The sequence below is a fragment of the Pseudomonas frederiksbergensis genome, from assembly GCF_003732665.1.
Classification (GTDB): Bacteria; Pseudomonadota; Gammaproteobacteria; order Pseudomonadales; family Pseudomonadaceae; genus Aquipseudomonas; species Aquipseudomonas frederiksbergensis_G.
The window spans coordinates 37,524-57,815 of the sequence record NZ_MOBP01000011.1; the positions used below are offsets into that span (position 1 = coordinate 37,524).

At 61.5% G+C, this 20,292-nt stretch carries 16 protein-coding genes; all 16 read left to right on the forward strand.

Annotation, left to right across the window (positions count from 1 at the left end; all coding sequences use genetic code 11):
- Nucleotides 1–1,750: 1,750 nt before the first annotated feature.
- Complete coding sequence (locus BK665_RS17105) at nucleotides 1,751–2,035, forward strand: DUF3077 domain-containing protein (RefSeq protein ID WP_123407475.1); 285 nt, start codon at nucleotides 1,751–1,753, stop codon at nucleotides 2,033–2,035.
- Entirely contained in the window at nucleotides 2,032–2,298 is a 267-nt protein-coding gene (locus BK665_RS17110) for a short-chain dehydrogenase (protein WP_123407477.1), read from the forward strand. Before BK665_RS17105 ends, BK665_RS17110 begins: the two co-directional genes overlap by 4 nt.
- Before the next feature lie 298 nt (nucleotides 2,299–2,596).
- Nucleotides 2,597–3,043, forward strand: coding sequence for a DUF411 domain-containing protein (locus BK665_RS17115; protein WP_123407479.1), 447 nt, complete (start codon nucleotides 2,597–2,599; stop codon nucleotides 3,041–3,043).
- Entirely contained in the window at nucleotides 3,043–3,477 is a 435-nt protein-coding gene (locus BK665_RS17120) for a YqaA family protein (RefSeq protein WP_123407481.1), read from the forward strand. The genes BK665_RS17115 and BK665_RS17120 overlap by 1 nt, the downstream gene beginning before the upstream one ends.
- A gap of 165 nt (nucleotides 3,478–3,642) precedes the next feature.
- The gene (locus BK665_RS17125) at nucleotides 3,643–4,665 is read left to right on the forward strand and encodes an alpha/beta fold hydrolase (RefSeq protein ID WP_123407483.1); all 1,023 of its coding nucleotides are present in this window, start codon (nucleotides 3,643–3,645) and stop codon (nucleotides 4,663–4,665) included.
- A gap of 10 nt (nucleotides 4,666–4,675) precedes the next feature.
- Nucleotides 4,676–5,629 carry a D-2-hydroxyacid dehydrogenase family protein gene (locus tag BK665_RS17130; protein WP_123407484.1) on the forward strand — a complete coding sequence of 318 codons (954 nt, stop codon included), beginning with the start codon at nucleotides 4,676–4,678 and terminating at the stop codon, nucleotides 5,627–5,629.
- Between the two features lie 611 nt (nucleotides 5,630–6,240).
- Entirely contained in the window at nucleotides 6,241–7,827 is a 1,587-nt protein-coding gene (glgA, locus tag BK665_RS17135) for a glycogen synthase GlgA (protein ID WP_123407487.1), read from the forward strand.
- A gap of 17 nt (nucleotides 7,828–7,844) precedes the next feature.
- A complete protein-coding gene (gene treZ, locus BK665_RS17140; protein ID WP_123407489.1) occupies nucleotides 7,845–9,638 on the forward strand; it encodes a malto-oligosyltrehalose trehalohydrolase in 1,794 nt (597 codons plus the stop codon).
- Nucleotides 9,635–11,713 (forward strand): 4-alpha-glucanotransferase, encoded by a 2,079-nt coding sequence (gene malQ, locus BK665_RS17145; protein ID WP_123407491.1) that lies wholly within the window; start codon nucleotides 9,635–9,637, stop codon nucleotides 11,711–11,713. Before treZ ends, malQ begins: the two co-directional genes overlap by 4 nt.
- Nucleotides 11,710–14,496: a malto-oligosyltrehalose synthase gene (locus BK665_RS17150; RefSeq protein ID WP_123407493.1), complete on the forward strand. Its 2,787-nt coding sequence runs from the start codon at nucleotides 11,710–11,712 to the stop codon at nucleotides 14,494–14,496. The genes malQ and BK665_RS17150 overlap by 4 nt, the downstream gene beginning before the upstream one ends.
- Nucleotides 14,497–14,517: 21 nt before the next feature.
- Nucleotides 14,518–14,856, forward strand: a complete 339-nt coding sequence (locus BK665_RS17155) for a DUF2934 domain-containing protein (RefSeq protein ID WP_123407495.1) — start codon at nucleotides 14,518–14,520, stop codon at nucleotides 14,854–14,856.
- Between the two features lie 254 nt (nucleotides 14,857–15,110).
- Entirely contained in the window at nucleotides 15,111–17,270 is a 2,160-nt protein-coding gene (gene glgX, locus BK665_RS17160) for a glycogen debranching protein GlgX (protein WP_123407497.1), read from the forward strand.
- Nucleotide 17,271: 1 nt separating this feature from the next.
- Nucleotides 17,272–18,261 carry an acyl-CoA dehydrogenase family protein gene (locus BK665_RS17165; RefSeq protein WP_123407499.1) on the forward strand — a complete coding sequence of 330 codons (990 nt, stop codon included), beginning with the start codon at nucleotides 17,272–17,274 and terminating at the stop codon, nucleotides 18,259–18,261.
- Nucleotides 18,258–19,016 carry a PIG-L deacetylase family protein gene (locus BK665_RS17170; RefSeq protein WP_123407501.1) on the forward strand — a complete coding sequence of 253 codons (759 nt, stop codon included), beginning with the start codon at nucleotides 18,258–18,260 and terminating at the stop codon, nucleotides 19,014–19,016. Before BK665_RS17165 ends, BK665_RS17170 begins: the two co-directional genes overlap by 4 nt.
- Nucleotides 19,013–19,612 (forward strand): SAM-dependent methyltransferase, encoded by a 600-nt coding sequence (locus BK665_RS17175; protein ID WP_123407503.1) that lies wholly within the window; start codon nucleotides 19,013–19,015, stop codon nucleotides 19,610–19,612. The genes BK665_RS17170 and BK665_RS17175 overlap by 4 nt, the downstream gene beginning before the upstream one ends.
- Complete coding sequence (locus tag BK665_RS17180; protein WP_123407505.1) at nucleotides 19,609–20,268, forward strand: glycosyltransferase family 2 protein; 660 nt, start codon at nucleotides 19,609–19,611, stop codon at nucleotides 20,266–20,268. Before BK665_RS17175 ends, BK665_RS17180 begins: the two co-directional genes overlap by 4 nt.
- Nucleotides 20,269–20,292: the final 24 nt, after the last annotated feature.

A 20,292-nucleotide genomic window follows, 5' to 3' on the forward strand; every position in this document is an offset into this window, starting at 1 on the left:
GTCGAGATCCCCAACGGCGGCATCACGGTTGAAACCGCTGTGGTCCTGACCGGCGCTGCTGCCAAAGGACAGAAGGTGCAGATCTTCGATGGCACCGTGTCCAAGGGTGAAGCTACTGCCAATACGAGCACCGGCATCTGGACCTTGACCGTGTCCGGGCTGACCGTCGCCGCACACATTTTCACCGCCAAGGCTCTGTACGGCTCGGGCGCCACATCGGCGGCGCGCACGTTGACCGTCACTGCCGCCACCGCTCCAACCATCACCTCGGTCAAGGGCTCGCCGAGCGGTGCCGATATCCCCAACGGCGGCTCCACGATTGAAACCGCTGTAGTCCTGACCGGCGCTGCTGCCAAAGGGCAGAAGGTGCAGATCTTCGATAGCACCGTGTCCAAGGGTGAAGCTACTGCCAATGCGAGCACCGGCATCTGGACCTTGACGGTGTCCGGGCTGACCATCGCCGCACACAGTTTCACTGCCAAGGCTCTGTACGGCTCGGGCGCCACATCGGCGGTGCGCACGTTGACCGTAATAGCAGTTGTCGCACCGACTATTACTTCAGTTCAAAACCGTAGGCAATTTGAGATCCCAAAAAACGGCATAACAACCACGACGACCCTCGCACTCAAAGGTACAGCGATGTCTGAACAATACGTCGATATTGTCTCGGGCAGCAGGACCCTCACTTCAGCGAGAGCCAATACCCAGGGCATCTGGAGCACGCCTTTAATAGATATATCGCTTGGCAATCACGACTTCATTGCCAGAGCCCAATACAGCAATAAACCACAATCCTCACTCTGGAATGTCAAGGTTGTAATGGGGCAAGACTTCAATGACCTGGAGACGCAAGATATTTCATCGCGATTCATCCCTTACCCTTGGCTTGCGATAGGCAAAGCACTCAATTCCAACCAAAGCCAACATTCCATCATCAAGATCCCCAATCCTACTTCAGGCCAATTTGAGGGACACGCATATGAACTTAACAGCCTCATTCTCGATGAATCATTTAGAATCGAAGTACCCGGCCAGACTGGACCCAGTCAATTTTCAAAAATAACGTTCTGGTACCAAATCTACCCCGCCCAACCACTTAAAGGACGCACAATACGCCACGGACCAATATCTCAAAACTTCAGCATCGGTTCTGGCAGCTCAGGAAAAGCAGAGTTCAACTTACCCAACCTATATATGATCGACATATACGTGAACAAATCCAAATTTATTATAGACACCATTATAATAGAATGAGAAAAATCAAGAAAAGACGAAAAATAGAAAAAAAGAGAAAAAAAGGGGACGCATTTATTTAACGGGCCGCCCCCTAAACATGAGCTGCCGAAGGCTGCGATCTTTTGATCTTGATTTTCAAGGGCAAGATCAAAAGATCGCAGCCTTCGGCAGCTCCTACAGTGGCAGCGTCACGCCAGAATATGCCTACATGTAACGCCGCCTTTTCCAGCCTTGCGCCGGTTGACTGCCCTGCCCTCTCTCCCTATCCTCACGCCCGTCACGACTCATTCGTGATCGGGTTTGACGGCCTGGACTTCCTTACTACGCGCATAGCTTTTCTTTGCTCGTGCACTTGCGTGCCCGTTCATTGCATATGGTGACTGTGTGTGGGGCATCTTCGGATGCGCCGGGTTAGTGAGGACCGGTCCGTCAACCTGCGCACAGTTGCCACCCACTTCGTTTGACGGCGATTTCGTGGCAGCTCTTTTTGAACCTATAAAGAGTTACCTCACTTATGACCAACGCAACCACAAAATCCACCCCGTTTTCCCCCTGCGATCACACCGACCACCACCTCTTCGCCGTACAACCCGACATCCCCCTGCTCGACGCCCTGGAACAAGCCTCGGTCTTCCTCAGCGGCGCCGAAGCCCTCGCCCATCAAGCCCCCAACGCCACCCGTCCTGAACACATCGCGACCCTGCGCTGGGCCAGCAAGCACATGCTCGACACCGCCCGTTCACTGGTGCAGGCCTCGGTCGATGGTTTGCACGCCGCGCAAGCGGGAGGTGAAGCATGAACCCGCATATGCCGATGACCAGCAATGAGGGCGAGGTTCCGGTTTTGCTGGTGGCCACGCAAGCGCCGTTGGATGAATTGCACAGCAACGCCGCCACGCGGTTTTTGGCGGGGACGCAAATGATGGAGAGTCTGGCCAGCCTCGATATCAGCCAGGCCAAGGGTGCCGATGTGCAGCAACTGGCGCAGGCGGCGGCGATGTTGTTGAAGGATGGGTGTGATGTGATGGATGTGTTGGGGCGGCGGATTCGGGCTCGGGTTTAAACGCCGGGTTTGATGTTGATTGGCAGGGCCTCTTCGCGGGCAAGCCATGCTCCTACAGGGATCGGCTGTGTACGCAAATGCTGTGTACGACGCCCCCCCGTAGGAGCAAAGCTTGCTCGCGATGGCGATTTCACATTCAACAGGGATGGTGGCTGACGCGACGCCTTCGCGAGCAAGCTTTGCTCCTACAGGATTGGTGTCGTTTTTGTATTACTTCGAAACACTCTCGCCCCGCTTCATTGGCTAAAGTCGTCAAAATGCGTCTTTTTTTGACCGCCATCCGAGTCGAGTCCGTCCCATGCGAACCCACCTGCGTCTGCTCGCCCTGAGCGCCCTTTTCATCTCCTCCCTGGCCCAGGCTGCCAACCCGATCCCCATCGAGGTCCACCGCGACGCCAATTGCGGCTGCTGCAAGAAATGGATCAGCCACCTGGAAGCCAACGGTTTCAAGGTCGAAGATCACGTCGAAGCCGATATGAGCACCTTCAAGCAACAGCACGGCGTGCCGCCTCGCCTGGCGTCTTGCCATACGGCGTTGATCAACGGCAAGTTCGTCGAAGGCCATGTGCCGGCCGAGCAAGTCGTGGCGCTGAGCAAACGGGATGATCTGCTCGGCGTGGCCGCGCCGGGCATGCCGATGGGTTCACCGGGCATGGAAATGGACGGCATGAGTGATGCCTATCAAGTGATTGGTCTGAAGAAGGACGGAACTGACACGGTGGTGGCGGACTACCCCGCCCATTGATGTCCGGCGCGTACGTTGGGCTGTTTCTGGCGGCGTTCGGTGCCGCGACGCTGTTGCCGTTGCAGTCCGAAGCGGTGCTGGTGGGGTTGTTGCTCAGCGACCGGTATTGGCTGTGGTCGCTGCTGGCGGTGGCGACCCTGGGCAATGTCCTCGGCTCGCTGGTCAACTGGTGGCTGGGGCGCGGCATCGAGCGTTTTCGTGAGCGGCGCTGGTTTCCGGTCAAGCCTCGACATCTGGAAACAGCGCGCAAACATTATCAGCGCTATGGTCACTGGTCGCTGCTGCTCAGTTGGGTGCCGGTGATCGGTGATCCGCTGACGCTGGTGGCCGGGGTCATGCGTGAGCCGTTGGGGCGATTTCTGTTGATCGTGACCTTCGCCAAGGGCGCCCGTTATGCGGTGCTGGCCCTGATAACACTCGGCTGGATGGCTTGATTGAACCTGTGGGAGCGGGCTTGCTCGCGAAAGCGGTGTGGCATTCAGCATCTATGTTGATTGACACACTGCCTTCGCGAGCAAGCCCGCTCCCACAGGGGCCGGTGTTTAATGTCGGCATAATCGCGTCCTTCCAACATCGCCGCATTTACATGGAGTGAACCTATGTCCCCTTCCCGCTGGCTACCCTGCCTGCTGCTGACCGCCGCCCTGCCCATCCTGGCTCACGCCGAAGGCCCGGAATATGGCCCGGAACTCCAGGGCTTCGAGTACCCCTACACGGTCAAGCATTTCGCCTTTCAATCCCAGGGCAAATCCCTGCAGATGGGTTACATGGACGTCGCCGCCCATGGCAAGGCCAACGGCCGCAGCGTGGTGCTGCTGCATGGCAAGAATTTCTGCGGTGCCACCTGGGACAGCTCGATCAAGGCCCTGAGCGAGGCCGGTTACCGGGTGATCGCCCCGGACCAGATTGGCTTCTGCACCTCCAGCAAACCGGACAACTATCAATACAGCTTCCAGCAACTGGCCACCAACACCCAGCAATTGCTCAAGGCCCTGGGTATCCAGAAAACCACGTTGCTCGGGCACTCCACCGGCGGCATGCTCGCCACCCGCTATGCGCTGCAATACCCGGAACAGGTCGAACAACTGGCGCTGGTCAATCCGATTGGCCTGGAGGACTGGAAAGCGTTGGGCGTGCCGTATCGCTCTGTCGATCAATGGTATGAACGGGAACTCAAGCTCAGCGCCGACGGCATTCGCACCTATGAACGCAATACCTATTACGGCGGCCGCTGGAAACCGGAGTTCGATCGCTGGGTCGACATGCTCGCCGGCCTGAACAAAGGCCCGGGGCATAAACAGGTGGCGTGGAACTCGGCGCTGATCTACGACATGATCTTCACCCAACCGGTGTTCTACGAGTTCAAGAACCTGCAAATGCCGACCTTGCTGCTGATCGGCACCTCCGACACCACGGCCATCGGCAGCGACATCGCCAGCCCCGAGGTCAAGGCGAAGCTCGGTCACTACGATGTGCTCGGCAAGCAGGTGGCAAAACTGATTCCCCACTCGACACTGGTGGAATTCCCGGGAATGGGCCACGCGCCCCAAATGGAAGAGCCCACACAATTTCATCAGGCCCTTCTGGGCTGGCTAAGCAAATACAACCCTGTTCGCGGATGAGGTAAGGCTGATGGCTGTGCAGATTGCGGTGATCGATGACTGGCAGGACGTGGCCAGCGGCGTGGTGGACTGGTCGGTGCTCGACAGCATCGGGCAAGTGAGTTTTATCCACGATTACCCGGCCGACAATGACGTCCTGGCCGAACGCTTGGGCGGGTTCGAGGTGATTTGTGTGATGCGCGAGCGTACTCGGTTCGACGAAGACCTGCTGCGGCGTTTGCCGAAACTGAAACTGTTGGTCACCGGCGGCATGCGCAACGCCGCCCTGGACCTGAAAGCCGCCGCCGCGTTGGGCATTCAGGTCACCGGCACCGACAGCTACAAACACGCGGCCCCCGAGCTGACCTGGGCCCTGATCATGGCCGCTACCCGCAACCTCGTCGCGGAAGCCAACGCCCTGCGCGCAGGCCTTTGGCAGCAAAGCCTGGGCGGCGACCTGCACGGCAAGACCCTGGCGATCCTCGGCCTGGGCAGCATCGGCCAGCGCGTGGCGCAGTTCGGCCAAGTGTTCGGCATGCGGGTGATCGCCTGGAGCGAAAACCTCACCGCCGAACGGGCCGCCGAAGTTGGCGTGACCTATGTCAATAAGCAGGAACTGTTCGAACAGGCGGATGTGCTGTCGGTGCATTTGGTGCTGAGCGACCGCAGCCGTGGGATGGTTGATGCGCAGGCGTTGGACTGGATGAAACCCACGGCGCTGCTGGTCAACACTGCACGCGGGCCGATTGTCGATGAGGCGGCGCTGATCAAGGCGTTGCAGAAAAATCGCCTGGCGGGGGCGGCGCTGGATGTGTTCGATCAGGAGCCGTTGCCCGAATTGCACCCGTTCCGCAACCTGCCCAATGTGCTGGCCACGCCCCACGTCGGGTATGTCAGCCAGCAGAATTACCATCAGTTCTTTTCCCAGATGATCGAAGACATACAGGCTTGGTCGGCGGGTGCGCCGGTTCGGTTGTTGAGCTAAGACCGCGTTATCGTTCTTCGCGAGCAAGCCCGCTCCCACAGGGTTTTACCGTGAACACAAATGTTGTGTACACACAAATCCCCTGTGGGAGCGGGCTTGCTCGCGAAGAGGCCCTCACATTCACCACACCTTTCAAACCCAACGCACCGCAACAGTGCATACCCCGTTCTCCCCGTGCACACCAATATGAATCCCCGGTGACATTTTGGCCCGCCCTTGCAAATAAACCTGCCCTTCGTCGGTGCGTTCGCCCTGCAAACTTGCACGTCCGTACCTCTTTAAACCGATTGTCGAACAATTTTGCCATCTGGTCCGCGACGCTCTAAGTTCTGGCCTAGACTGATTTTCGCGAGTCGGAACCGGTTGGTCACAAAGCAGGAAATTAGTCGAAACTTTTACCTGTTGTGCAGAGTCCTCTCTTAGACAGGTGTGTTCCGACTGGTGCAATCCTTGCAACAGCCCCTGTATGAGCCGCTCCACCCTTTGTGCTTTAGCGTATTGGGCAGCCCTTGCTTACCGATGCGTAGCGCGTTTGCGCCCGGCCACAGGATTTGGCCACGAACACCGTTTGTGCCAGGCCTAGAATTAGATCAACAACACGGGAGATTCATATGATCAGTGCGGCTTTAGATATTCAGGGAGAACGTGCTCATCAGCAGGTCGGCGAAACGAGCGCCGTGAATGCCCCGAGCACCAAAAAGGTCAGCGTCCCCGGCACCAAGACGCTGACGGCGGTAGCCAGCCAGAACCCCAACAAGAAAAAGGTCCTGTTTGTCACCTCGGAAATCGCCGACCTGGTGAAGACCGGCGGTCTGGGTGACGTTTCCGCGGCACTGCCCCGGGCCATGGCCCACCTGCACGACGTTCGGGTATTGATCCCCGGTTATCCGCAAGTGCTGCACAGCGAGAACCCGATCCACATTATTGGCGAACTCGGCGGCCATGCCGCGTTGCCACCCTGCAAGATCGGGCGCATGGACATGCCCGACGGCCTGGTCATTTACGTGTTGATCTGCCCCGAACTCTACGAGCGCGAAGGTTCGCCCTACGGCGCCAACAACGGCCGCGACTGGCCGGACAACCACATTCGTTTCGCCCGCCTGGGCCTGGCCGCTGCCGATATCGCCGCCAACCTCGCACAAATCCACTGGTGCCCGGACCTGGTGCACGCCCATGACTGGCCTGCTGGCCTGGCCCCGGCGTACATGCACTGGCGTGGACAACGCACCCCGACCCTGTTCACCATCCATAACCTCGCCTACCAGGGCGTGACCAGCCTCGGCTCTTGCCCGGAACTGGGTATCCCGATGCACGCGCTGCAACAGGAAGGCATGGAGTTCTACGGCAAGATGTCGTTCCTCAAGGCCGGCATGGCCTATTCGAGCCACATCACCACGGTCAGCGCTACCTACGCCCAGGAAATCACCACCCCGGCCTTCGGCTGCGGCCTCGACGGCTTTCTTGCCGCCAAGACCCAGCAAGGCCTGCTCAGTGGGATTCCCAACGGTATCGACGAAAGCTGGGACGCGGCCACCGACCCGCACTTGTTCTGCCCGTTCACCATCGGCGACTGGGACGGCAAAGCCGTCAACGCGGCCCATGTCCGTGAGTTGTTCGGCCTGGACGACTCCGAAGGCCCGCTATTCGCCGTGGTCTCGCGGCTGGTCTACCAGAAAGGCCTGGACCTCACCGAAGCCGTGGCCGATTTCATCGTCGAACACGGCGGTCAAATCGCAATCATCGGCCGTGGCGAGCCGGAAGAAGAGCAAGCCATGCGTGAGCTGGCCCTGCGCTTCCCTGGTCAGGTCGGCGTGCGCATCGGCTTCAACGAAACCGACGCCCGCCGCATGTTCGCCGGCAGCGATTTCCTGCTGATGCCTTCGCGCTACGAACCTTGCGGTTTGAGCCAGATGTACGCCCAGCGCTTCGGCTCGTTGCCGGTGGCCCGCAATACCGGCGGCCTGGCCGACACCATTGAAAACGGCGTGACCGGTTTCCTGTTCGACGAATCCACGGTCGAGAGCTACCGCGAAGCCGTGGGCCGTGCGTTCAAAGTCTTCGCTTATCCCGAACTGCTCAACGCTATGCGCTGCCGTGCCATGGCCGCACCGTTCAACTGGTGCAAGGCGGTCGAACCCTACGCTGATCTTTACGAAAAACTGGTGGCTAAAGCCCTGGGTAAATCAGGACACAAATAAAAAAGAGGCTTTCAAAGATGCCGTTACGGACCCTTGAGACCTGGCCCCACGGCGCAATCATGCTGGACGCTGAACACACGCGTTTTGCCTTGTGGGCGCCAGATGCGTTTGACGTGAGCGTCGAACTGGATGATGGACAATCCATACCGCTGCAACCCCAGGCCGATGGCTGGTTTGTGATCAAGACCCGCTGCCCGGCCGGCACGCGATACCGCTACAACATCGATGGCGAACTGGAGGTGCCGGACCCGGCCTCCCGCGCCCAGGCCGGGGACCTCGATCGCCACAGCGTGGTGGTCGACCCCCTCGCCTACCGCTGGCAACACCCCGACTGGCAAGGTCGGCCGTGGAATGAAGCGGTGATCTACGAATTGCACGTCGGCACCCTCGGCGGTTTCAGTGAAGTCGAGCAACACCTGGCGCGCCTGGTCGAGTTGGGCATCACCGCCATCGAACTGATGCCCCTGGCGCAATTCCCCGGCGAGCGCAATTGGGGCTACGACGGGGTCCTGCCCTACGCGCCCCAGGCCTCCTACGGCACGCCTGAACAACTCAAGCACCTGATCGACACGGCCCACGGCCATGGCCTGGCGGTGATTCTAGATGTGGTCTACAACCACTTCGGCCCCGACGGCAATTACCTGCATCGCTACGCCAAAAGCTTCTTCCGCGAGGACAAACACACCCCGTGGGGCGCCGCTATCGACTTCCGCCGCCGCGAAGTGCGGGACTTCTTTATCGAAAACGCGCTGATGTGGCTACAGGAATACCGCTTCGACGGCTTGCGCCTGGACGCGGTGCACGCCATCGAAGACCCGGATTTCCTCCAGGAACTGGCGCAACGGGTTCGCCACCAGGTCGAACCGGGCCGCCATGTGTGGCTGAACCTGGAAAACGAACACAACCAGGCCAGCCTTTTGGAGCAAGGTTTCGACGCGCAGTGGAACGACGACGGCCACAACGCCCTGCACGTACTGCTGACCGGCGAAACCGACGCTTATTACGAAGACTACGCCGAGAACCCCACCGAACAACTGGCGCGCTGCCTGAGCGAAGGTTTCGTGTTCCAGGGCCATATCAATCGCCACGGTGATGCACGGGGCGAGCTCAGTGGTCACTTGCCGCCAAGCGCGTTTGTGCTGTTCCTGCAAAACCATGACCAGATCGGCAATCGCGCCTTTGGCGAACGCCTGCATCAACTGGCGCCGACCGACGCCTTGAAAGCCGCCACCGCGTTGCTGCTACTGTCGCCGATGATTCCGCTGATGTTCATGGGCGACGAGTTTGCCGCCGAGCAACCCTTCCTGTTTTTCACCAGCCACCACGGTGAACTGGCGGAACTGGTGCGCGAGGGTCGGCGCAACGAATTCAAGGCCTTCAGCGCGTTCAAGGATCCGCACAAACGGGAAAAGATCCCCGACCCGAATGCACCGCAAACCTTCGAGGCGTCACAGCCACGCCCGGCGGAGCAGCCGGCGCAACAGGCGATTCACGCGTTGTATCGGCACCTGCTGAAGCTGCGCCACGCGCACATCATGCCGCACCTGCCCGGCGCCCGGGCCTTGGGCGCCGAGGTACTGGGCGAAGGTGCGGTGAGCGCGCGCTGGCGCCTGGGCAACGGCAACCTGCTGCGTATTGACCTGAACCTCAGCGACACGCCTGTGGTCCACCCTCCACAGGCCGATGCGTTGCTGCTGTTCGAACACCCGCCCGCGTCCGACCTGCTGAATCAGAGCAGCCTCGCCCCATTTAGCGTGCTCGTCAGCCTCACGGCTGCAAACCCTTTGCTACCTGATGGAGAGCGCCTATGAGCGATGCGCAACTGGAAATACTGGCCAGCCGAGCTGGCCTGGCGGTCGATTGGATCGACGCCAATGGCCGTCCACAGAAAGTCGCCCCGGCAGTGCTGCGCGCGGTACTGATCGGGCTCGGCCACCCGGCCAGCACGACTCAGGAAATCGACGCCAGCCTGCTGCAATTGCAGCAAGTGCAACAGACCCGTCACCTGCCACCGCTGATCACCGCCGACGTCGGCAAGGGTCTCGACCTGGCGCGCTATTTCGAGCCCGAAACGCCGTGCGAAGTGCACCTGGAAGACGGTTCGCGTCTGCACCTGAAACTCGATGCCGAAGCAGTCCTGCCGGGCCTGATCCCGGTCGGCTATCAACATGTGAGCATCGACGGCCAATCCTTCACCCTGGCGGTGGCCCCGGAGCGCTGCTACAGCGTCGGCGATGCCGTCGACAGCCCGATCCCGCGCACCTGGGGCTTGAGCGTGCAGCTATATTCCCTGCGCCGTCCCGGCGATGGCGGTTTCGGCGATACCCAGGCGTTGGAAGACCTCGCTCGGGTAGCCGGCGAACGCGGCGCCGAAGCGTTGGCGATCAGCCCGATGCACGCGATGTTCAGCAGCGATACCCACCGCTACAGCCCGTATTCGCCGTCCAGCCGCTTGTTCCTCAACAGCCTCTACGCCGCGCCGGGGGCGATCCTTGGCGAGCGCGCCCTGCGTGATGCGATTGACGCCACCGGGCTGGCCGAACAACTGCAAGCACTCGAAGCCCTGCCGCTGATCGACTGGCCGGTGGCCGCCGAAGCCAAGCATCGTTTGTTGCAGGCGCTCTACGAAGGCTTCGTCCACGGTGAACATCCCCTGCACGAAGACTTCAGCAGCTTCCGCCATGCCGGCGGCGATGCCCTGGAAAACCACTGCCGTTTCGAAGCCATCCAGGAAGCCCGCGCCGCTCGCGGTGAAGACCTCGACTGGCGTCACTGGCCGCAAGAATGGCAAGACCCGCGCAGCGCCGCCCTCGCCGATTTTGCCGAAGAAAACGCCGGACGCATCGGCTTCTTCGCCTTCTGCCAATGGCTGATCGACCGCTGCCTGGCCCGCGCCCAAGCCGCTGCGATCAGCGCCGGTATGGGCATTGGCCTGGTGGCTGACCTTGCAGTCGGCGCCGATGGCGGTGGCAGCCAGGCCTGGAGTCGCCAGGATGAATTACTCGCCTCGCTCACCGTCGGTGCGCCGCCGGACATCCTCAACCGTTCTGGCCAGGGCTGGGGGATTTCCGCGTTCTCCCCGGAAGGCCTGGTGCGTAACGGCTTCCGTGCGTTTATCGAAATGCTGCGGGCCAACTTCGCCCACGCCGGTGGCCTGCGCATCGACCACGTGATGGGGCTGCAACGGTTGTGGGTCATTCCCAACGATGCACCACCAGCCGATGGCGCCTATCTGTATTACCCGGTGGACGACCTGTTGCGTCTGCTGAGCCTCGAATCCCATCGCCATCAGGCCATCGTTCTCGGTGAAGACCTGGGCACGGTGGCCGAAGGCCTGCGGGAAAAACTCATCGCCCGCTCGATCCTCGGCATGCGCGTGTTGCTGTTCGAACAGGACAACAGCCACTTCAAGCCGACCCTCGACTGGCCGGACAACGCGCTCGCCACCACCAGCACCCACGACTTGCCCACGCTCAACGGTTGGTGGCATGGCCACGATATCGACTGGAATGCCCGGCTCGGTCTGGTGGATGCCACCGGAGAAATCGAGTGGCGTCATCACCGCGAACGGGAGCGCGAAGGCTTGCGCCGGGTCTTGAGTGAAGACCCGCAGAACTTCCGCGAAGAGTCCCACGAAACCGATCAGGTGCTCGACGCCGCGATCCGGTTCCTCGGCCATACCCGTGCGCCGCTGGTGTTGTTGCCGCTGGAAGATGCCCTGGGCATCGAACAGCAAGCCAACCTGCCCGGCACCACCGACTCGCACCCCAACTGGTCGCGGCGCCTGCCCGGTAACAGCGAAGCCTTGCTCGATGACCCGGACGCCGCCCGGCGTCTGGAACTGCTCGCCTGTGCGCGACTTCAGGCGGCCGAGCGTGACCAATGAATCAAGCCCTTATTCAACCGCTGCGGGCGACCCTGCGGCTGCAATTTCATAAAGGCTTTACCCTGGACGATGCAGTGCCGCTGGTGCCGTACTTCGCCAGCCTCGGCATCAGTCATGTCTACGCCTCGCCGCTGCTGAGCGCCCGCGCCGGTTCGATGCACGGCTACGACGTGGTGGACCCGACCACGGTCAACCCTGAACTCGGCGGCGAAGCGGCATTGCGTCGTTTGGTCGACGCCCTGCGCGAGCAGAAGATGGGGTTGATCCTCGACATCGTGTCCAACCACATGGCCGTCGGTGGTGGCGATAACCCGTGGTGGCTGGACCTGCTGGAGTGGGGACGCCTGAGTCCCTACGGCGAGTTTTTCGACATCCAGTGGCACTCCCCCGACCCGTTGATGGAAGGCCAATTGCTCCTGCCCTTCCTGGGCAGCGATTACGGCGTGGCGTTGCAGGACGGCACCCTGCCCCTGCGCTTCGATGCCGCGCATGGCGCGTTTTACGTCGAACACTACGACCATCACTTTCCAATCTGCCCGACCCAGTACGGCGAACTGCTCAAGCCAAGCGAGTCGTTGAATGATGAACAAGCCGAGCAACTGAAGTTTCTCAGCGACCGTTTCGCCGCTCTGAGCTACCAGACCGACGCCCACAGCCTGGCGATTCCCCTGCAAGAGGAACTGCGTGAGCTGGCCGGCGACCCGGCGATCCTGCACGCCATCCAACAGCAAATCAGCACTTATGACTCGCTGACAACAGAAGGCTTCCACAACCTGCACAACCTGCTGGAACGCCAGAGCTATCGCTTGGCCAGTTGGCGCACGGCGGCGGATGACATCAATTGGCGGCGCTTTTTCGATGTCAACGAACTCGGCGGTTTGCGCGTTGAGCGCCCGGCGGTGTTCGAAGCCACCCACGCGAAAATCTTCGAGCTGATTGCCGAGGGCTTGGTGGACGGTTTGCGCATCGACCACATCGACGGTCTCGCCGACCCACGGGGGTATTGCCGCAAACTTCGGCGTCGGGTCGATAGCCTCTCACCCCAGCGGCACTTGCCGATCTACGTCGAGAAGATCCTCGGCGAAGGCGAAACCCTGCACCGTGACTGGTCGGTGGACGGCACCACGGGCTATGAATTCATGAACCAGTTGTCGCTGCTGCAGCACGACCCGGCCGGTGCCGAAACCTTGGGCGAGCTGTGGAATCGTCACAGCGAACGCCCCGCCGAGTTCATCCAGGAAGCGCGACTGGCGCGCCAGCAGATCCTCAATGGTTCATTGGCCGGGGATTTTGAAAGCGTTGCCCAGGCCCTGTTGCAAGTGGCACGCGACGACCTGATGACCCGCGACCTGACCCTCGGCGCGATCCGCCGGGCGTTGCAGGAATTGATCGTGCATTTCCCGGTGTACCGCACTTACATCAGCCCCCGTGGGCGCTCGGCTGAAGATGACGTGTTTTTCCAGCAAGCCATGGACGGTGCGCGGCTGACCTTGAGCGAGGCCGATTGGCCGGTGCTCGATTGCATCGCCGGTTGGCTCGGCGGCGAACCCTGGCGACATCGCCCGGTGGGCCGTCAGCGCAAGATCCTCAAGCATGCCTGCGTGCGTTTTCAGCAACTGACCTCACCGGCGGCGGCCAAAGCCGTGGAAGACACTGCGTTCTATCGCTCGGCGGTGTTGCTGTCGCGCAATGACGTGGGCTTCAGCACCGAGCAGTTCAGTGCGCCGGTCAGTGATTTCCACGACGCCTGCATCCAGCGCTTCGAGGCCTTCCCCAACAACCTGCTGGCCACCGCCACCCACGACCACAAGCGCGGTGAAGACACCCGGGCGCGGCTCGCGGTGTTGAGCGAACGCAGCGGCTGGTACGCCGAACAGGTCGAGCAGTGGCGCCACCTGGCCCGGGACCTGCGCAGCGACGACAGCGCGCCCTCGGCGGGTGACGAGTTGATTCTCTATCAAGCGCTCCTCGGCAGTTGGCCGCTGGAATTGCGCAGCGACGATCAACCGGCCCTGCAGGACTACGCCAAACGCCTGTGGCAGTGGCAACAAAAAGCCCTGCGCGAAGCCAAGTTGCAAAGCAGTTGGAGCGCGCCGAGCGAGGCCTATGAACAGGCCACCGAAGCCTTCCTCAACCGACTGCTGCTGAGCCCGGAAGGTCAGCCATTGCGCGCCTCTCTCGCTGAAGCGGCCCACGCAATCGCCACGCCCGGTGCATTGAACAGCTTGGCGCAAACCTTGCTGCGCATGACCGTGCCGGGAGTGCCGGACCTCTATCAGGGCAACGACTTCTGGGACTTTACCCTGGTGGACCCGGACAACCGCCGGCCGGTGGATTACCCGGCTCGGGAACAGGCGTTGCAAGCGTCATTCGAGTTGCCGCAGCTATTGGCGAACTGGCGTGACGGACGTATCAAGCAGCGCCTGATCGCCACGACGTTGCACTGCCGGGCCGAACACGCCGAGCTGTTCCGGCAAGGGGCCTATCATGCCCTTGAAGTGGTCGGCAGCGAGGCGCATCGGGTGTTGGCGTTTGCTCGCGAACACGACGGCCAATACGCCATCGTCATCGTGCCAATCCGCTGCGCCGGTTTGCTGGAAAACAGTGCCGAACCTCAGGTTGGCGCGCCGCAGTGGGGCGATACGCGGGTGAAATTACCGTTCGCCGCCCCGGAGCAAAACCTGAAGGGACTTTTTTCAAACACCGCAGTCACAAACCACAGGGAGCTGAACATCAGCGCCGCGCTGGGGGATTTCCCGGTCAATCTCTTTATCCAAACTTGAGTTCAGTTCAGGAGCATTGCGATGAGTACCGACGATAAACGCGTTCGCGAATTTGCCTATCAAATCTGGGAGTCCGAAGGGAAGCCCGAAGGCCAGGAAGAACGTCATTGGGAGATGGCGCGCAAATTGGCCGAAGCCGAGGCACTGGCACCCAAGAAATCAACGAAGGCGGCTGGCAGCAAGACCGCTACCGCCAAACCGGCGGCCAAGGCCGATAGCAAGCTCAACGGTCAGGCTGACGGTAAAGCCACGGCGGCGAAAGCCAAGGCCAAGCCTGCCGCTGCGGCAAAAGTAACACCGCCGGGTGAAAAAGCCGCCGAGAAAAAACCGCGTACCACGAAGAAACCACCCGCGGTTTGACGCTTCGCTTAATCGCACTTGATTGAACTCGTGGCGAGCCCGCTCGCCACCGTGGGCGCGCTCGCCCTGAATAAAGAGCTTCGTGAACTGAAAGACTGCAATCCCTGTGGGAGCGAGCCTGCTCGCGAAAGCGACCTGTCAGCCGGCATTGATGGTGCTGACACACCGCTTTCGCGAGCAGGCTCGCTCCCACAGGGTCTGCGCCAGACCGACTGACATCACCGTACTCGTACCCCTTTTTTGCAGGAGCATCTATGACCAATCCAAAGAAAGCCGCGCCAGAACCTCAAGCCGAGGCCTCGCGAATCCGTGAAGGCCTGCCCTTCCCGCTGGGCGCGACCTGGGATGGCCTGGGGGTCAACTTTGCCTTGTTCTCCGCCAACGCCACCAAGGTCGAACTGTGCATCTTCGACGACGCCGGCGAAGTGGAACTGGAACGCATCGAGCTGCCGGAATACACCGACGAGATCTATCACGGTTATCTGCCGGACGCCCATCCGGGGCTGATCTATGGCTACCGTGTCTACGGTCCGTACGACCCGGCCAACGGCCATCGTTTCAACCACAATAAATTGCTGATCGACCCCTATGCCAAACAATTGGTCGGTGAGTTGAAATGGTCGGAAGCCCTGTTCGGCTACACCATTGGCCACCCCGACGCCGACCTCAGTTTCGATGAACGGGACAGCGCGCCGTTCGTACCCAAGTGCAAAGTCATCGACCCGGCCCACACCTGGGGCAACGACCATCGGGTCAGTGTGCCGTGGGACAAAACGATCATTTATGAGACCCACGTACGCGGCATCAGCATGCGTCACCCTTCCGTCCCCGAGAACGTGCGTGGCACCTTCGCCGGGTTGATGGTCGATGACGTGCTCGAACACATCCGCAAACTCGGCGTGTCGAGCGTGGAATTGCTGCCGATCCACGCCTTCGTCAACGACCAGCATCTGCTGCACAAAGGCATGACCAATTATTGGGGCTACAACAGCATCGCCTTCTTCGCCCCGGACCCGCGCTACCTGGCCAGCGGCAAGATCGCCGAGTTCAAGGAGATGGTCGCGCACCTGCACGAAGCCAATCTGGAAGTGATCCTCGACGTGGTCTACAACCACACCGCCGAGGGCAACGAACAAGGCCCGACCCTGTCCATGCGCGGCATCGACAACGCCTCGTACTACCGCTTGATGCCCGATGACAAGCGCTTCTACATCAACGATTCCGGCACCGGCAACACCCTGGATTTGAGTCACCCGTGCGTGCTGCAAATGGTCACCGACTCGTTGCGCTACTGGGCCACGGAAATGCACGTCGACGGTTTCCGCTTCGACCTGGCGACCATTCTCGGGCGTTATCACGACGGTTTTGACGAACGCCACAGCTTCCTCGTGGCTTGCCGCCAGGACCCGGTGTTGCGCCAAGTGAAGATGATTGCCGAACCCTGGGACTGCGGCCCCGGTGGTTATCAGGTCGGTGGCTTTCCGCCGGGCTGGGTCGAGTGGAACGACAAGTTCCGCGACACCGTGCGTGCGTTCTGGAAAGGTGATGACGGGCAACTGGCGGACTTCGCCAGCCGCATGACCGCCTCCGGCGAGATGTTCAACCAGCGTGGACGGCGGCCATATGCCTCGGTGAATTTCATCACCGCCCACGACGGTTTCACCCTCAACGACCTGGTGTCGTACAACGACAAGCACAACGAAGCCAACGACGAAAACAACCAGGACGGCAGCAACAACAACCTGTCCTGGAACCACGGCGTCGAAGGCCCGACCGATGATCCCGAGATCAACGAACTGCGCCAGCGCCAGATGCGCAACTTCTTCGCCACGCTGCTGCTGTCCCAGGGCACGCCGATGCTGGTGGCCGGCGATGAATTCGCCCGCACCCAGGACGGCAACAACAACGCCTATTGCCAGGACAGCGACATCGGTTGGGTCAACTGGGACCTGAGCGAAGACGGCAAGGCCTTGCTCAAATTCGTCAAACGCCTGATCAAGCTGCGCCTGGCCTACCCGATCCTGCGTCGCGGGCGCTTCCTGGTGGGTAATTACAATGAGGACATCGGCGTCAAGGACGTGACTTGGCTGGCCCCGGACGGCAGCGAGATGAGCACCGAACAATGGCAGGAAGCCCACGGTCGTTGCCTGGGCATGCTGCTCGACGGTCGCGCCCAGGAAACCGGCATCCGCCGCAAGGGTGGCGATGCGACGTTGCTGCTGGTGGTCAATGCCCACCATGACATCGTCAACTTCACGTTGCCGGAAGTCCCGGACGGCGGTCACTGGACCTGCATGATCGACACCAATCAGCCGTCGATTCGCGGTCAGGAACGCTTCGAGATCGGTCACGAATATTCGGTCACCGGCCGTTCGCTGCTGCTGTTCGAATTGCAGCATGAGGAAGAAGAGTGAAATGGACCTCCAGGCGTTTCTTCAACAGCAACCACCGGACTACGCTGACACTCAAGCGCTAGGCCGATGCCTGCGGGCAATGGTGGAGGCCGGTCTCGACCGGTTGCCATTGCCCGGCGACGGCCAGACCCTGGTGCGTTTCCAGGGCTTGGCCGAGGTCGCTGGCCACGATCTCGGGTTGTGCAAATTGTACGAAGGCCACACCGACGCATTGGCGATCATCCAGCAACTCGGGGGCTCGCCGACACCGGCCAGCACCTGGGGCATGTGGGCTGCCGAACCGCCGCAAGCCAAAGTCCGGATCAGCCCTTCGGGGCACATGGTTCTACTGGATGGGCGCAAGGCCTGGTGCTCCGGCGCGGCGGTGCTCAGTCATGCGTTGCTCACGGCGTGGGATGATCAGGACCGTCAGCAACTGGTGGCGGTGGCGCTGGATCAGCCGGGGGTGAACGTGACCACGGACGGCTGGCACGCCGTGGGCATGGGGGCCACCGGCAGCGTAGACGTGTTGTTCGAAGGCGCCGAAGCCCAAGCCATCGGCAACCCCGGCGACTACTTGCAGCGGCCGGGTTTCTGGCAAGGCGGAATCGGCATTGCCGCCTGCTGGTACGGCGCGGCCCGCAGCATCGCCGAGCGTTTGCGCCGTCACTGCGCGCAACACCCGGAACTTCACGCATTGGCCCATCTCGGCGCGGTGGATAGCGCCTTGCACGCCGCGGCTGAAGTGTTGCGGGGCAGTGCCCTGAGCATCGACACCCTTCCATTGGCCGACGCCGAACTGCTGGCCCGACGCGCCCGCGCCGTGGTTGAACAGTGCGCCGAGCAAGTCATCCAGCACGTCGGCCATGCCCTCGGCGCCGGACCTTTTTGCAAGGATCGGCAATTCGCCCAACTGATGGCGGATCTGCCGGTGTTCCTGCGCCAAAGCCACGCCGAACGGGACCTCGCCGCCCTCGGCCAACAGGTCACCAACGGGGGCTGGACGTTATGAAGGCCAACCCCATCGTCGGCCAGGGCACGTCCCTGCACCTGTGGCAAACCTCCCGACATCTGGCACAAGTGCCAGTGATCGAAATTCTCGATCTGGTGCCGGAAGGCTCCCGCGCCGTGATCATCGCCCCGCACCCGGACGACGAAATTCTCGGCTGCGGCGGTTTCCTGCAAGTGCTCGCCGATGCGGGCCGCCCCTTGCAACTGATCTCGGTCACCGACGGCAGCGCCAGTCACCCCGGCTCCCGGCGCTGGCCCGTGGAACGCCTGAGCGCGGTGCGGCCGCAAGAGTCCGTCGAAGCCTTGCACCGCCTCGGTCTGCCGTTGCACAGCTTGAAGTGGTTGCGCGGGGGCTTCGCCGACAGCCGTGTCGCAGAGCGGGAAGCGGAACTCAGCGCGTTTATCGAACGGCATTTGCGGCCCAATGACGTGGTGTTCACGACGTGGCGCGAGGACGGCCATTGCGACCATGAAGCCGTAGGCCGCGCCAGTGCCGAGGCGGCGCAACGGGTGGGCGCGACGCTGCATGAACTGCCGGTGTGGACCTGGCACTGGGCAACTCCCGAGGACAGTTCCGTGCCGTGGCATCGCGCCCGCAAGATTCTGCTCGACCCGCACCTGGTCGCCCGGAAGCGCCACGCCATCCACGCCTTCGCCAGCCAACTGGAAGGCGATCCGCAGGTCGGCCTGCCGCCAGTGCTGGCGCCCTATGTGCTGGACCGATTACTGCAACCGTTTGAAGTGGTGTTTCTATGAGCGTCGAGGATCGTTATTTCGATGGATTGTTCGCCGGCAACGACGACCCCTGGGCGTTCCGTGAACGCTGGTACGAACAACGCAAACGCGCCGTGACCCTCGCCGCCCTGCCTCGGCCGCATTACCGCGCGATCTTCGAACCCGGTTGCGCCAATGGCGAACTCAGCGCGCAACTGGCCGCCCGTTGCGATCGCTTGCTGTGTTGCGACACCGCGGCCGCCGCCGTCGCCCTGGCCCGCACGCGCTTGAGCCTGTTCGATCACGCTGAAGTGCGCCAGAGCCGATTGCCCGCCGAGTGGCCCGAAGAAAAATTCGACCTGATTGTCATTAGCGAAATCGGCTATTACCTGGATGCCGACGACCTCAAACGCCTGATCGTCCTCGCCGAACAGTCACTGACGGCGGACGGCCAATTGCTCGCCTGCCACTGGCGCCCGCCCATCGACGGCTGCCCGCTGAATGCCCGTCAGGTCCATGACCTGCTCCACGAACAGTTGCACTTGCCGCGCCTGGTCTTGCACCAGGAAGCGGATTTTCTGTTGGAACTCTGGAGCCGGGAACCCCGCTCCGTGGCGGCTCTGGAGGGCTTGCGATGATTGGAATCCTGATCCCCGCGCACAACGAGGAAGACCTGCTCGAAGGCTGCATCCGCGCGGCCCTGCGCGCCGGCTGCCATGAACGATTGGAGGGCGAACCGGTGATGGTGCTGGTGGTGCTCGACAGTTGCACCGACCGCTCGGCGCAGATTGTTGCGCAATACCCGGTGCACAGCCTGGCGATCGAGGCGCGCAATGTCGGCCAGGCCCGGGCCGCCGGGGCGCGGTATCTGCTCGAACAGGGAGCGCGGTGGATTTCCTGCTCGGATGCCGACAGCCTGGTCTCGAAAGACTGGCTGGTGGCGCAACTTGCCCTCGGCGCCGACGCGGTGTGCGGTACGGTCACGGTGGATCAGTGGACCGCCGATTTCGATGAGTCGGCACAGATTCGTTATCACCAGCACTACCAGGCCCGGGACGGACACCGGCATATCCACGGCGCCAATCTGGGGATCAGCGCCGAGGCGTACCAGCGTGCCGGCGGCTTCGAAGCCCTGGCCTGTGATGAAGATGTGCAACTGGTGCGTCAACTGGAGCTGAGCGGCGCGAACATCGCCTGGAGCCATCAGCCGCAAGTGCTGACCAGTGCGCGCCTGGACAGTCGGGCACGGGGCGGTTTCGGGGACTTTTTGCGAAATTTAGTACAGATGGACTAAAAAAAACCGTATCAGATTGAGTAG